The following is a 13,258-nucleotide window of genomic DNA, read 5'->3' as shown; positions in this document are numbered from 1 at the left end:
CGCATCTCCAGGGACGACCACGTGACCGCCGCCGTCAAGCGCGCCGCGAGCGGGACATCCACGCCGCGACCGCCGCGCCCGAGACGTTGTGCCAGACCGAGAAGACCGCGGCGGGCAGGGCCGCCGCCGGGCTGAAGTGCGCGGTGGCCAGGGACGCCGCGAGGCCGGAGTTCTGCATGCCGACCTCGAAGGCCATGGCCCGGCTCGCGGGCGGGCCCAGCCGGGCCAGCCGGCCGGAGGCGTAACCGAGCGCCAGGCCGAGGGCGTTGTGCAGGACGACCGCCAGGAGGACCAGGCCGGCGGCGTCCTTGATGCGGGCCGCGCTGCCGGACACCACGACGAGCACGATGACGGAGATCGTCAGTGCCGAGACCCACGGCAGGGCGCGCAGCGCCCGGTCGACGTACCGCCCGGCGACGGCGCGGACGAGCGCCCCGCCGAGGACCGGGACGAGCACCGTCCTGAGGATGTCACCGACCATCGCCCCCGCGTCCACGTCCAGGAAGCGGTCGGCGAGCAGCAGCGTCAGCGGGGGTGTCACCAGCGGGGCGACCAGCGTGGACACCGTCGCGACCGAGACGGACAGCGCGACGTCGCCCCGCGCCAGGTAGGTGACCACATTGGAGGCCGTACCGCTGGGCGCGCAGCCCACCAGGATGACCCCGGCGGCCAGTTGCGGCGGCAGGTCGAGCACGGTGGCGATCAGCCAGCCCAGCCCCGGCATGATCACATAGTGGGCGGCCAGACCCAGCCCCACCGCCCAGGGCCGCTTGACGACGGTACGGAAGTCCGGGGGCGTCAGGGTGAGGCCCATGGTGAACATCACCACGCCCAGCAGATAGGGCACCGCCGGGGCCCAGCCGGTGAAGTGCGCGGGGGCCGAGAGCCCCACGCCGCCCGCCGCGAGCACCAGCAGCGGGAAGACGGTGACGGCCAGCCGGGCCGTCCGGTCGGCGGTGGGGCCGCCCTGAGCTGCGACGGGCTTCGGGGATATCCGCTCGGTTGACATACGGCGGCACCTTAGCGATCACCGCCTCCGCCGAACAGGGGTAACGCGGGTGACGAGGGTCGACTCACGCGCCGGACGAATCGAATGCGGCTGCGAAACTTACTCGTTGGGGTGAACTGGCCTCAGGAGACTGCCCGTTCACTCTCCAGGGGTCAAATATGGCGGGGTCCCGCCGTCGGCGCGGCGCTGTCCCCCATCGACCGCGCCGACGGCACCAAGCCTCTTGTGGGGGTTCCACACACGTGTACAGCACCACCAGCCCTTCCTTCGGCATGCCCGTACGCCGTCTCGCCGCGCTCGCGGCGGCGGCCGCCGCGACCGCGACCGCCGTCGCCGGGCCCGCGTATGCCACTGGAGGCGGCTCCGGCGACCGAGGGAAGTCCGGCGCGGCCGTCCTCCGCACCGGACTCGACGTCGCCCTGCTCAACAAGACCGTCCACGTCCCGCTCAACGCCTCCCTGAACGAGGTGCGCGCACCGGCCGACGCCGACAGGACCGCCCTGACCGTCACGCTCGACGGCGTCGAACAGGGCAAGCCCGTCGACGTCCTGCGCGCCGACGCCGCCACCGCCCGCGCCACCACCGACCGGAACAAGGCGGAGGGCTACGCCAACCTCGTCCACGCCCGGGTGCACGTCCCCGGACTGCCGTTCCTCTCGCTCATCGAGGTCCAGCAGGTCACGTCGACGGCCGTGTGCGAGGCCGGCCGGAAGCCCACCGCCACCTCGAACCTCCTGGGCAGCGTCTCGGTGCTCGGCAGGAAGGTCACGCTCACCACGGGCGGCACGACGAAGGTCGAGGTGCCCGGCGTCGGCGAGGTGCGGCTGGATCTGTCCCGGACGGCGACCACCTCGCGGACGGCCGCCGCCAGCGCGCTCGCGTTGCGCGTCGCCGTCAATCCGCTGAAGCTGAACGTCGCGGAGGTCTCGGGCGAGGTGACCCTGGCGGAGGCGACATGCGAGGCCCCTGCGGCCGGGGAGGCTTCCGGCACGTCGGGTGGGGGCGGTGGTGATGTCAAGCCGCAGACGGCGGCCCGTGCGTCCGCGGAGCCGGTTGCCGCGAAGCACGCGGAGAATCTGGCCGAGACGGGAGGCAGCTCGGCCACGCCGTATGTGGCGGGGGCGGCCGCGGCGCTTGTCGTGGCGGGTGGGGGAGCGGTGGTTGTGGCCCGTCGTCGTGCGGCTGCCCGGCGCTAGTTTCCCCACCCCGCCCCTTCCCGTAACTGGGCTGGAATTTCAGCCCTCCGTGAGTACCGATCGCAGCGCGTCCACGAAGCGGTCCGTCGTCGCGCGGTCGCGGACCGCCAGGCGGAGGTAGTCCGGGCCCAGGCCGGGGAACGTGTCGCCCCGGCGGACCGCGAAGCCCAGGCCGCGCAGGCGGGAGCGGACCGTCACCGCTTCCGGCAGGTGTATCAGGACGAAGGGGCCCGCCGCCGGGCCGTGCACGCGCACCCCCTCGAACTCCGCGAGGGCCGCGACCAGATGGGCACGGTCCGACGCCAAATGGTGTGCCGCGTGGGCGGCCTCGGCGAGGGCCGGGGGAGCGCTGCACACCTCCGCCGCCGCGAGGGCGGGGGAGGAGACGGGCCACAGCGGCTGGGCCCGTTCCAGCTTCGCGATCGCACCGGGCGAGGCGAGGACGTAGCCGATGCGCAGCCCCGCGAGACCCCAGGTCTTCGTGAGGCTGCGCAGCACCACCAGGCCCGGCAGGTCCGTACGGGACGCCAGGGACTCGCGCTCGCCCGGCACCGCGTCCATGAACGCCTCGTCCACGACGAGCGTCCGCCCCGGCCGGGCGAGCTGGGCCAGCGCCTGCGCGGGGTGCAGGACCGACGTCGGGTTGGTGGGGTTGCCGACGACCACCAGGTCCGCGTCACCGGGCACGGCGCGCGGGTCCAGCCGGAAGCCGTCCTCCGCGTCGAGGAGCACGCGCTCCACCGTGTGCCCGGCGGCCCGCAGCGCCGCCTCCGGCTCGGTGAACTGCGGGTGCACGACCACCGGCCGCCGCACCGGGAGGGCCCGCGCCAGCAGCACGAACGCCTCCGCCGCGCCCGCCGTCAGCAGCACCCGCTCCTCCGGCAGCCCGTGCCGCGCGGCCACCGCCCGCCGCGCGGCCCGCCCGTCCGGATAGGCGGCGAGCCCGTCGAGCGACCCGGCGATGTGCTCCCGCAGCCACTCCGGAGGCGTACCCGAGCGCACGTTGACCGCGAGGTCGGTCAACTCCGCCCCACCGCCGCGCACTTCGGCGTCGCCGTGGTGCCGCAGGTCGGGTTCACTGGGTGTATGCATGGCCGCGGGCCACCTTCTCTTCTCCTTGACGCTGACGGGGCCGGTGCGAGGGCCCGACCCGGAAACCGTACTGACGGCCCGCCCGCCGCCCTCACCCGGGTCCGCGCGCGACGGCGCAGGTCGCCCGCGCCGACTTCCGCTTGTCGACCACCAGCACCCCGTACGGGCCGGCGGCCAGCAGCGCCGCGGCCTCGGCGACACCGGGCGCGCCCACGGCGGCGAGCGCGGCGGGGGAGGGGTTCGGGACCGTGACGGCGGCGAGGGCCTCCGCGCCGTACGACAGGAGCGGCACGCCGAGCCGGGCGGCGGCCTCGACCAGACCGGGCTCGCGGGCCTTGGCCCCGGCGGTGGCGAGCGCCGCGAGCGCCCCGCCGCCCGCTTCGGCGAGCGCCTCCCCGATCAGCGTCAGTACCTCGTCCGCCCCCACGCCCCGGCGGGCGCCGACGCCCGCGTACCAGTAAGCAGGAAGCAGTGCAGCCGTGAGAAGGGTGGACCCGTGCCGGTCGTCGTCGCCCTGGGCGCGTTCCTGATGACGCTGCTCGGCGGCTGGACCGCCCAGCGGGTCACCGACCGCCGCCACCTCATCCTGGGGCTCGCCGGCGGGCTCATGCTGGGCGTCGTCGGCCTCGACCTGCTCCCGGAGGCGCTGGAGGCCGCCCGGCGCAAGGTCTTCGGGGTCCCGGCCGCCCTGCTCTGCTTCGTTCTCGGCTTCCTCACCGCCCACCTCGTCGAACGGCTCCTCGCCGTCCGCCGGGCCGACCACGGCATCACCGGCCGGGAACGCGTCCCCCAGGTGGGGCTCACCGCCGCGGCCGCGCTGGTCGGGCACAGTGCCATGGACGGCGTCGCGATCGGCGCCGCCTTCCAGGTCGACAGCGGCATGGCCGCCGCCGTCGCGCTCGCCGTCATCGCCCACGACTTCGCCGACGGCTTCAACACGTACACGATCACCGACCTGTACGGGAACGAGCGCCACCGCGCCCTCCTGATGCTCGGTGCCGACGCGCTCGCGCCCGTCGCCGGGGCCGCCTCGACCCTGCTGTTCACCCTTCCGGAGCACTTCCTCGGCATCTACCTCGGATTCTTCGGCGGGGTGCTGCTCTATCTGGCGACCTCCGACATCCTCCCCGAGGCCCACCACCGGCACCCCGCCCGCTCCACCCTGGCCTGCACGGTGGCCGGAGTGGCGTTCGTCTGGCTCATGGTGGGCCTCACGAGCTGACGTCACCGCCGGGACAGGCCCGCCACGAAGCGGTGCGCGGTGCCGGGGGAGCCCGCCCAGTGCGTGTGCAGGTACGAGGCGTGGACGCCCCCTTGCACGAAGCCCTCGGTGCGGCGCTCCGGGTGCGTCATCCCCCACGCCGGAGTGGCGCCGGTGCCCGGCTCGACGACCGTGCGGTGGAATTCGTGACCGCGCACACGGGTGCCGGCCGCGGCCAGCGGGTTGTCCGCGATGGCGACGGCTTCCCGGTAGCCGAGGGTGAGCCGCTCCGACATCCGCGCGTCCGCGGGCAGCACGCCGCACATCGGCTTGCCGTCCAGGGAACGGGAGAGATAGAGCAGGCCCGCGCACTCGGCGGCGATGGGCGCGCCGGTTTCCGCCAGGGCGGCGACGGCTTTGCGCAGGGGGTCGTTGGCGGAGAGCTCGGCGGCGTGCATTTCGGGGAAGCCGCCGCCGATGACGAGGGCGGCTGTGTCGGGCGGCAGTTCTTCGTCCCGAAGGGGGTCGAACGTGACGACCTCCGCGCCTGCGGCGGTGAGCAGTTCCGTGTGCTCGGCGTACGAGAAGGTGAACGCGGGACCGCCGGCGAGGGCGACGACGGGCCGGGCGGCGGGGGTTTGTTCCCCAGCCCCGCCCCTTCCCGGCTGTACCGATTCGCGGCTCCGCCGCGTGGGGGGCAAGCCCCCGGACCCCCACTCCGGGGGCGTGGCCGGGCCACCGGCCCGTACCCGGGCGGGGTCCGGGGCGGAGCCCCGGTTTCGGGAAGGGGCGGGGCTGGGGAAAGACTCCGGCGACCACGCGGAGTCCGCCAGCGGCGGCGCGCTGTGGGCCAGGGCCAGCAGCCCCCGCAAGTCGCATCCGGCGCGCACCTGGTCGGCCTGGGCGGCGACAGCCGCCACCGCTTCGGGGCGGCGTTCCGCGACCGGCACCAGACCCAGGTGCCGACTGGGCGTGTCGACCGTCCGCACGCGCCGCACGGCGCCGAGCACCGGCACCCCCGACTCCTCCAGCGCCTCGCGCAGCAGGTGCTCGTGGCGGTCCGAGCCGACCTTGTTCAGGATCACGCCCGCGACCCGCACCTCCGGGTCCCACGACGCGAAGCCGTGCACCAGCGCCGCCACCGACCGCGACTGCGACGACGCGTCCACGACCAGCACGACCGGTGCCTTCAGCAGCTTCGCCACATGCGCCGTCGACGCCAGCTCGCCCTGCCCGCTCGCCCCGTCGTAGAGGCCCATCACGCCCTCGACCAGGGCGAGATCGCAGCCCGCCGCACCGTGCAGGAACAGCGGGGCGATCCGCTCGGGCCCGCACATATAGGCGTCCAGATTGCGGCCCGGGCGGCCGGTCGCCAGCGCGTGGTAGCCCGGGTCGATGTAGTCGGGACCGACCTTGTGCGGCGAGACCGCGAGCCCGGCGTCCGTGAAGGCCCGCATCAGACCGGTCGCGATGGTCGTCTTGCCGCTGCCGGAGGCCGGAGCGGCGATGACGAGACGGGGGACGTTCACCACTCGATGCCCCGCTGGCCCTTCTGGCCGGCGTCCATCGGGTGCTTGACCTTGGACATGTCCGTCACCAGATCGGCGAAGTCGATCAGCTTCTGCGGGGCGTTGCGACCGGTGATCACCACGTGCTGGGTGCCGGGGCGGTCCCGCAGCACCGAGACCACCTCGTCCGTGTCGATCCAGCCCCAGTGCATCGGATACGCGAACTCGTCCAGCACGTACAGCTTGTACGACTCCGCCGCCAGGTCCCGCTTCACCTGCTCCCAGCCCTCGCGCGCCGCCTCCTCGCTGGAGGAGATGTCGCGCTGCACCCAGGACCAGCCCTCGCCCATCTTGTGCCAGGCGACCGTGCCGCCCTCGCCCGAGTCGCCGAGCACCTTCAGCGCCCGCTCCTCGCCGACCTTCCACTTCGCGGACTTCACGAACTGGAAAACACCGACCGGCCACCCCTGGTTCCACGCGCGCAGCGCCAGCCCGAAGGCGGCCGTCGACTTGCCCTTGCCGATGCCCGTGTGGACGAAGACCAGCGGCCGGTTACGGCGCTGACGTGTGGTGAGACCGTCGTCCGGAACGACGGTCGGCTGTCCCTGCGGCATTTATGCGGCCCTCCTGGAGCTTGTGTTCCTTACGGTACGTACGAGCGCGGAGACGCTGTCCGCACGCAGTTCGTCGAGCGTGACCACCGGGCCGCGCAGCTCGCGGCCCAGCTCGCCCGCCAGCCCGAGCCGCACCGGACCCGCCTCGCAGTCCACGACCACCGACGCCGTGCCCTCGCCCGCCAGCAGCCGCGCGGCACGCGCCGCCCGCGCGAGCGGCTCAGGGCCGCCGGTCGCCCGCCCGTCGGTCACCACGACCAGCAGCGGCCGCCGCGACGGGTCGCGCAACCGCTCCACCCGCAGCACCTCGTGCGCCTGGAGCAGACCCGCCGCCAGCGGCGTACGGCCACCGGTCGGCAGCCGCTCCAGCCGCGCCGCGCCCACGTCCACCGACGACGTCGGCGGCAGCGCCACCTCCGCGCCCGCACCCCGGAAGGTGATCATCCCGATCTTGTCGCGGCGCTGGTACGCGTCGAGCAGCAGCGACAGCACCGCGCCCTTGACCGCCCCCATCCGCTTGCGCGCCGCCATCGAACCGGACGCGTCCACGACGAACAGCACGAGATTGCCCTCGCGCCCCTCGCGCACCGCCTCCCGCAGATCGTCACGGCGCACGACCAGACCCGGCCCGCTGCGCCCGCGCGCCCGCTGGTGCGGCGCCGCCGCCCGCACGGTCGCCGCCAGGTGCAGCTTCGACAGCGCGCCCCGGGGGCGCCGCGCCCCCGTCGTGCGGCCGTGCGCGGTACGGGCCCGCGAGCGCCGCCCGTCCGCGCCCTCGCCGAGGCCCGGGACGTCGAGCTTCCGCGTACGGAACGGGTCGGCGGCGGCGGCCGCCGGGGCGTCCCCGCCCTCGGACGGGCGCTCCTGACCGCCCTGCCCGCCTTGTGCCTCGGGCGCCGAACCCTCCTGCTGGGCCGGGGCGTTCTCCTGTGACTCGCGCTGCGCGGGGACGTCCGGGGTGCCGGGCCCGTCCGCGCCCTGCGGCGGCTCGCCGCCACCGGGGCCGTCGTCACCCGGTCCGCCGTCCCCGGGGCCGTCCTGCGGACCCTCCGGCTCCGGGTCGGGCTCGGGCTCCGGCTCGTCGTCCTCGAACTGCCGCAGGATCTCGTCGAGTTTGTCCTCGTCCAGGCCGGGCGCGTCGAAGGGGGCCCGCCGCCGCCGGTGCGGCAGCGACAGCAGGGCCGCCTGCCGCACGTCCTCGGCGGTCACGTCCGTACGCCCCGCCCAGGCGGCCAGCGCGGTGGCCGTCCGCGCGGTCACGATGTCCGCGCGCATGCCGTCCACCTCGAAACCGGCGCACACCGCGGCGATCCGGCGCAGCGCGCCGTCGCCCAGCCGGACGTCCGGCAGCAGCGCCCGCGCGGCGGTGATCCGCTCGCGCAGCGTCTCCTCCTCGGCGGCCCACTTGGCGGCGAAGGCGGCCGGATCCTCGTCGTACGCGAGCCGGCGCCGCACGACCTCGACCCGCTCCTCGGTCTCCCGCGAGGCCGCGACCTCGACGGTCAGCCCGAACCGGTCGAGCAACTGAGGCCGCAGCTCGCCCTCTTCGGGGTTCATGGTGCCGACGAGGAGGAAACGGGAGGCGTGCCGGACGGAGACGCCTTCGCGCTCGACGGACGAGGAGCCCGTCGCGGCCGCGTCCAGGAGGGAGTCGACGAGATGGTCGCCCAGCAGGTTGACCTCGTCGACGTAGAGCACACCGCGGTGCGCGGCGGCCAGCAGGCCCGGTTCGAAGGCCTTGACGCCCTCGCCCAGCGCGCGCTCGATGTCGAGCGCGCCGACGAGCCGGTCCTCGGAGGCACCGACCGGCAGCTCGACCATGCGCGCGGGGCGCGGGGCGTGCGCGGCGCCGTCCTCGTGCGGGCCGTCCGGGCAGGCGGGGTCCGGGGCCGCGGGGTCGCAGGAGAACCGGCAGCCGGTGACGGTGTGGACCTCGGGCAGCAGCGCGGAGAGCGCGCGGACCGTCGTCGTCTTCGCGGTTCCTTTCTCGCCCCGCACGAGCACTCCGCCGATCGACGGGGAAATCGCGTTGAGCAGCAGGCCCAGGCGCATGTCGTCCATCCCGACGACCGCGGTGAACGGGTAGGTGGCCGAGGCCATCAACGGGTACCCCCTTCGAGGGAATTGCTCTGACTGGTCCGCGCGGGCAGGCGCGTTCACGGGGCGCCCGGCGGGATGAAGGGCACGCCGGCCGGTACCCCGTCCTCGATCAGCCGCAGCAGCGCGTCCGTGTCCGCGTGCTCCTCGATGAGGTCGCCCAGGCGATCCAGCTGCTCCTCGCGCAGCGCCGCGAACGACGTGTCCGGCGCCGGGACGAACGCGCGCCCCGCCGCCTCCGCGACGCGCCGCAGGAACGCCCGCCGGAAGCCGTCGCTCTCCAGCGAGCCGTGCCAGTGCGTGCCCCACACCGCGCCCGACCGGCAGCCGTCCAGGAACGACTCGTCGCCGCCCAGCACTTCGGCGACGCCGTGGTGGATCTCGTAGCCCTCCACCCGCTCGCCCAGGGCCTCGCCGACCGGCCGGGCCAGCGTCTTCTCCCGGGCGAACCGCACCCGTACGGGCAGCAGGCCGAGACCCTCGACCGTGCCCGCCTTCGACTCGACCTCGTCCTCGATGCGCTCGCCCAGCACCTGGAAGCCGCCGCAGACGCCGAGCACCGGCCGGCCCTCCGCCGCGCGCCGCGCGATCGCGTCCGCCAGCCCGCGCTCGCGCAGCCAGGCGAGCGCCCGTACGGTGCCGCGGGTGCCAGGCACGACGACCAGGTCGGCGTCGATCAGCTCCTCCGGGCGGTCCACGAAGCGCACGACGACGCCCGGTTCGGCGGCGAGCGCGTCGACGTCGGTGAAGTTCGACATCAGCGGCACCGCGCACACCGCGACGCGCAGCACGTCCGCGCCGTGCGGCGGGGCCACCACCGACTCCCGCACCGCCCCGCGCATCGACACCCGCAGGCCGTCCTCCTCGTCGATGCCGAGGCCGTGGGCGAACGGCAGCACGCCGACGGTGGGCCGCCCGGTCAGGTCCCGCAGCATCTTCAGACCGGGCTCCAGCAGCGTCACGTCGCCCCGGAACTTGTTGACCAGATAGCCCGCTATGTGGGCCTGGTCCTCGCGGGACAGCAGCGCCGTCGTACCGAAGAACGACGCGAACACCCCGCCCCGGTCGATGTCACCGACCACGACGACCGGCAGCCGCGCGGCCCGGGCTATGCCCATGTTGACGATGTCGGTGCGCCGCAGATTGATCTCGGCGGGGCTGCCGGCGCCCTCGCAGATCACCGCGTCGTGGGTGCGGCGCAGCTCGGCCAGGCAGTCGGTGACCGTCCCCAGCAACTGCTCCTGGCGCCCCGAGTGGTAGCCACGAGCACTCAGCTCGCCCACCGGCTTGCCCATCAGCACCACCTGACTGCTGCGGTCGCTGCCGGGCTTGAGCAGCACGGGGTTCATCAGGGCCGACGGCTCGACCCGGGCGGCGGCCGCCTGCATGGCCTGGGCGCGGCCTATCTCCGCGCCCTCGCGGGTCACGAAGGAGTTGAGCGACATGTTCTGCGCCTTGAACGGCGCGACCTTGACGCCCTTGCGGACCAGCCACCGGCAGATCCCGGCGGTCACCACGCTCTTGCCCGCGTCCGAGGTCGTCCCGGCCACGAGCAGGCCCCCGCCCAGCGGGCCCGGGGGCCCGCTCATCTCCGCTGTCACCGGTTCCTCCTCGTAAGGCGATCTGGGGAAAGGCTGCCCGCCGCACGGCCCCGGGAGACGGCGGCCCGCACCCCGATCGCGACGCCCAGCGCCAGCAGCGACACCCGCCGGGAGAGCCGCACGGCGCGCTCGATGTCGGCGGTCTCCACGGGGCGGTTCTCCGCGCCCAGGACGGGGCGGTGTTCGACGCGGCCCTTGTACGCGAGCGTGCCGCCGAGGCGCACGCCGAGCGCCCCGGCGAACGCGGCCTCCACCGGGCCCGCGTTGGGGCTCGGGTGCCGGGACGCGTCGCGCCGGGCCACCCGCCAGGCGCCCCGCGGGTCGGGACCGGCGAGGACGGTGAGGGCGGCGGTCAGCCGCGCGCCGGGCCAGCCGACGACGTCGTCGAGCCGGGCCGAGGCCCAGCCGAAGCGCCGGTAGCGCGGCGACTTGTGGCCGACCATCGCGTCCAGGGTGTTGACGGCACGGAACCCGGCCAGCCCCGGCACTCCGCCCAGCGCACCCCAGACGAGGGCGCCCACGACGGCGTCGGAGGTGTTCTCCGCGACGGACTCCACGACCGCGCGCGCCATCTGCGCGCCGTCCAGCGCCTGCGGGTCGCGCCCGCACAGATGCGGCAGCCGCTCCCGGGCGACCTCCAGGTCACCGGCGGCGAGCGCGCCCCCGATGGCCCGCGCCTCGCGGCCCAGCGAGGTGCCGCCCAGCACGGCCCAGGTGGTGGCGGCGGTCAGGGCGACGCCGGCGGTGCGGGAGCGGCGTACGGTACGGGCCAGCGCTCCGGCGGCGGCCGCGGTGCCGCCCGCGCACAGCAGCGTGTGCAGGGCGCCGTAGCCGCGGTGGTCGCGCCACAGCCGCTGCTCCACCGCCTGCGCGGCACGGCCGAAGGCGGCCACGGGATGGCCGCGGCGGGGGTCACCGAGAGCGAGGTCGCCGAGGAAGCCGAGGGCGGCACCGCACGCGAAACCGAGGTGATCGGCGCGCATCGGCTCAGACCGCCGTCGTGCGGTACCTGAGGACGAGGGTTCGGGGTGGTCGGCGGCAGCCGGGCATGGCGATGTGTCCTCACTCAGGGTCCGCGCCCTGGTTCGACGTGACCGGCGACCAGAGTCTCCTGGCTCCCGGATCGACGTCGCCCCGGCCTTCCCGCCCGCGTACGCGGGCCGTGGCTCTCCGGTGGGGGAGACGCTCCCCGGTGACAGTGGCGGGACCGCGCCGGACTCACACCGGCTTCCTCTGCTGTCGCCGTTTGGCCCCGGAAGTCCACCATGGGGTGTGAACGGGCGTCAACTTCCGTCCTGAGCTGGCCTTCGTTCCTTGGGACCGCACCCAAAACGCCGGACGGGCTGGAGAAACCAGCCCGTCCGGCGTTTGAGGACAAAGGGGTCCGGGGCGAAGCCCCGGTGGGTGCCGTCGCCTAGGCGACGATCAAGTAGATGCCGTACCCCACCGCGGCCGCGCACAGCGCGAAGCAGGCGTACGCGCCCGTGCGGGCGAGCGAACCCGGCTGTGTCCCCGCCGCGGAAGCGGAGGACGTGCCGACGATCCCCAGCGTGAAGACGCCGACCAATCCGACGGTCACCACGAGGCTGACGCCGAAGACCTGCCCAAGAGCTGCCCAGTCGATCTGCATGGTGTGGATTCCTTAGCTCGCCGCGGCGGCGGGGGTGCGCCCGGCTTCGGGGGTGACGGCGACCACCGGGGCGGCGGCCACGGGGCCGGCCGGCGGCGGGGCGACGGCCTGGAGCGCGGCGGTGACCACGCCCGCCGGCTCGGCGTCCGGGACCTCGTCGAGGCTGTCGTGGGTGACGGGCTTGCGGCGGGAGGCGGCGTAGATCGCGCCGGACACCAGCAGGCCGAGGACGGCGACCGTGGTGACGCCCCAGTCGCCCTGGTCGGCGAGGAACGCGGCGCCACCGGCGACGAGGCCCGCGGCCGGCAGCGTCAGGCACCAGGCGATGGCCATCCGGCCCGCGGTCGACCAGCGGACGACGCCGCCCTTGCGGCCGAGGCCGGAACCCATGATCGAGCCGGAGCAGACCTGGGTGGTGGAGAGGGCGAAGCCGATGTGCGAGGAGGCGAGGATCACGGTCGCGGCGCCGGTCTGGGCGGCGAAGCCCTGCGGCGGCTGGATGTCGGTGAGGCCCTTGCCGAGCGTGCGGATGATGCGCCAGCCGCCCAGGTACGTACCGAGCGCGATGGCCAGGCCCGCGGAGACGATGACCCACAGCGGCGGGTCGGAGTGCGGGGCGACGACACCGCCGGTGACCAGCGCGAGGGTGATGACACCCATCGTCTTCTGGGCGTCGTTGGTGCCGTGGGCGAGGGAGACCAGGGCGGCCGAGGCGATCTGCCCGGCGCGGTAGCCCTTGGCGGTCTCCTTCTCGTCGCGGCCCTTGGCGAGCCGGTAGGTGAGCCGGGTCGCGACCATGGCGGCGAGGCCGGCCACGAGGGGCGCGGCGACCGCCGGGATGAGGACCTTCATGACGACCTTGTCCGCGTTCACCGCGTTGAAACCGACGGACACGATGGTCGCGCCGATCAGGCCGCCGAAGAGGGCGTGCGAGGAGCTGGAGGGCAGTCCGGCCAGCCACGTCAGCAGGTTCCAGACGATCGCGCCGATCAGCCCCGCGAAGATCACTTCGGGTCTGATCCCGGCACTCTCGTCGATGATGCCCCCGGAGATGGTCTTGGCGACCTCGACGGACAGGAACGCGCCGACGAGGTTGAGAACCGCCGACATCGCCACTGCCACCTTGGGCTTGAGCGCCCCGGTGGAGATGGTGGTGGCCATGGCGTTGGCCGTGTCGTGGAAGCCGTTCGTAAAGTCGAACACCAAGGCCGTGACGATCACGATCCCGATGAGAAGCGTGATGTGTTCCATTCACCCAGGCAATCAGCTCGATGGTCAGTACAGCGGTGACCGTAAAGACCCTGGGTGAA

Annotated in this window: 11 protein-coding genes, 1 pseudogene and 1 riboswitch; of the genes and pseudogenes, 2 read left to right on the top strand and 10 right to left on the bottom strand. The window is 74.4% G+C overall.

Annotated elements, in window-relative coordinates; genetic code table 11:
* Positions 1–34 precede the first annotated feature (34 nt).
* Positions 35–1,009, bottom strand: coding sequence for a bile acid:sodium symporter family protein (locus tag DXZ73_RS12725; RefSeq protein WP_116211105.1), 975 nt, complete (start codon positions 1,007–1,009; stop codon positions 35–37).
* Positions 1,010–1,281: 272 nt separating this feature from the next.
* On the opposite strand from DXZ73_RS12725, the gene DXZ73_RS12720 reads away from it, so the two are divergent.
* Positions 1,282–2,205, top strand: a complete 924-nt coding sequence (locus DXZ73_RS12720) for an SCO1860 family LAETG-anchored protein (RefSeq protein ID WP_116215585.1) — start codon at positions 1,282–1,284, stop codon at positions 2,203–2,205.
* 39 nt (positions 2,206–2,244) lie between these two features.
* On the opposite strand, the gene cobC is transcribed toward DXZ73_RS12720, so the two are convergent.
* Positions 2,245–3,297 (bottom strand): Rv2231c family pyridoxal phosphate-dependent protein CobC, encoded by a 1,053-nt coding sequence (cobC, locus tag DXZ73_RS12715; RefSeq protein WP_116211104.1) that lies wholly within the window; start codon positions 3,295–3,297, stop codon positions 2,245–2,247.
* Positions 3,298–3,394: 97 nt separating this feature from the next.
* Positions 3,395–3,775, bottom strand: a pseudogene (locus DXZ73_RS12710) (cobalamin biosynthesis protein); the annotation flags it as partial.
* A gap of 18 nt (positions 3,776–3,793) precedes the next feature.
* On the opposite strand from DXZ73_RS12710, the gene DXZ73_RS12705 reads away from it, so the two are divergent.
* The gene (locus tag DXZ73_RS12705) at positions 3,794–4,519 is read left to right on the top strand and encodes a ZIP family metal transporter (RefSeq protein ID WP_116211103.1); all 726 of its coding nucleotides are present in this window, start codon (positions 3,794–3,796) and stop codon (positions 4,517–4,519) included.
* A gap of 2 nt (positions 4,520–4,521) precedes the next feature.
* Here DXZ73_RS12705 and DXZ73_RS12700 read toward each other — a convergent pair whose 3' ends face one another.
* The 7 genes from DXZ73_RS12700 to DXZ73_RS12670 all read right to left on the bottom strand — a co-directional run bounded on the left by DXZ73_RS12700 (position 4,522) and on the right by DXZ73_RS12670 (position 13,199).
* The gene (locus DXZ73_RS12700) at positions 4,522–6,030 is read right to left on the bottom strand and encodes a cobyrinate a,c-diamide synthase (RefSeq protein ID WP_116211102.1); all 1,509 of its coding nucleotides are present in this window, start codon (positions 6,028–6,030) and stop codon (positions 4,522–4,524) included.
* Complete coding sequence (gene cobO, locus DXZ73_RS12695) at positions 6,024–6,620, bottom strand: cob(I)yrinic acid a,c-diamide adenosyltransferase (protein WP_116211101.1); 597 nt, start codon at positions 6,618–6,620, stop codon at positions 6,024–6,026. Before cobO ends, DXZ73_RS12700 begins: the two co-directional genes overlap by 7 nt.
* A complete protein-coding gene (locus DXZ73_RS12690) occupies positions 6,621–8,720 on the bottom strand; it encodes a putative cobaltochelatase (protein WP_116211100.1) in 2,100 nt (699 codons plus the stop codon).
* Between the two features lie 56 nt (positions 8,721–8,776).
* Complete coding sequence (locus DXZ73_RS12685) at positions 8,777–10,306, bottom strand: cobyric acid synthase (RefSeq protein WP_205519339.1); 1,530 nt, start codon at positions 10,304–10,306, stop codon at positions 8,777–8,779.
* An 8-nt stretch (positions 10,307–10,314) separates the two neighbouring features.
* A complete protein-coding gene (locus tag DXZ73_RS12680; protein ID WP_116211099.1) occupies positions 10,315–11,301 on the bottom strand; it encodes a cobalamin biosynthesis protein in 987 nt (328 codons plus the stop codon).
* A gap of 122 nt (positions 11,302–11,423) precedes the next feature.
* Positions 11,424–11,551, bottom strand: a riboswitch (cobalamin riboswitch).
* A gap of 181 nt (positions 11,552–11,732) precedes the next feature.
* Positions 11,733–11,948 carry a hypothetical protein gene (locus DXZ73_RS12675; RefSeq protein WP_116211098.1) on the bottom strand — a complete coding sequence of 72 codons (216 nt, stop codon included), beginning with the start codon at positions 11,946–11,948 and terminating at the stop codon, positions 11,733–11,735.
* A 12-nt stretch (positions 11,949–11,960) separates the two neighbouring features.
* Positions 11,961–13,199, bottom strand: a complete 1,239-nt coding sequence (locus tag DXZ73_RS12670; RefSeq protein ID WP_116211097.1) for an inorganic phosphate transporter — start codon at positions 13,197–13,199, stop codon at positions 11,961–11,963.
* Between the last annotated feature and the right edge of the window lie 59 nt (positions 13,200–13,258).

The organism is Streptoverticillium olivoreticuli subsp. olivoreticuli, from assembly GCF_003391135.1.
Lineage (GTDB): Bacteria > Actinomycetota > Actinomycetes > Streptomycetales > Streptomycetaceae > Streptomyces > Streptomyces blastmyceticus.
Note: the sequence above shows the minus strand (reverse complement) of the source record. Positions and strands in the feature narration are given on the sequence as shown.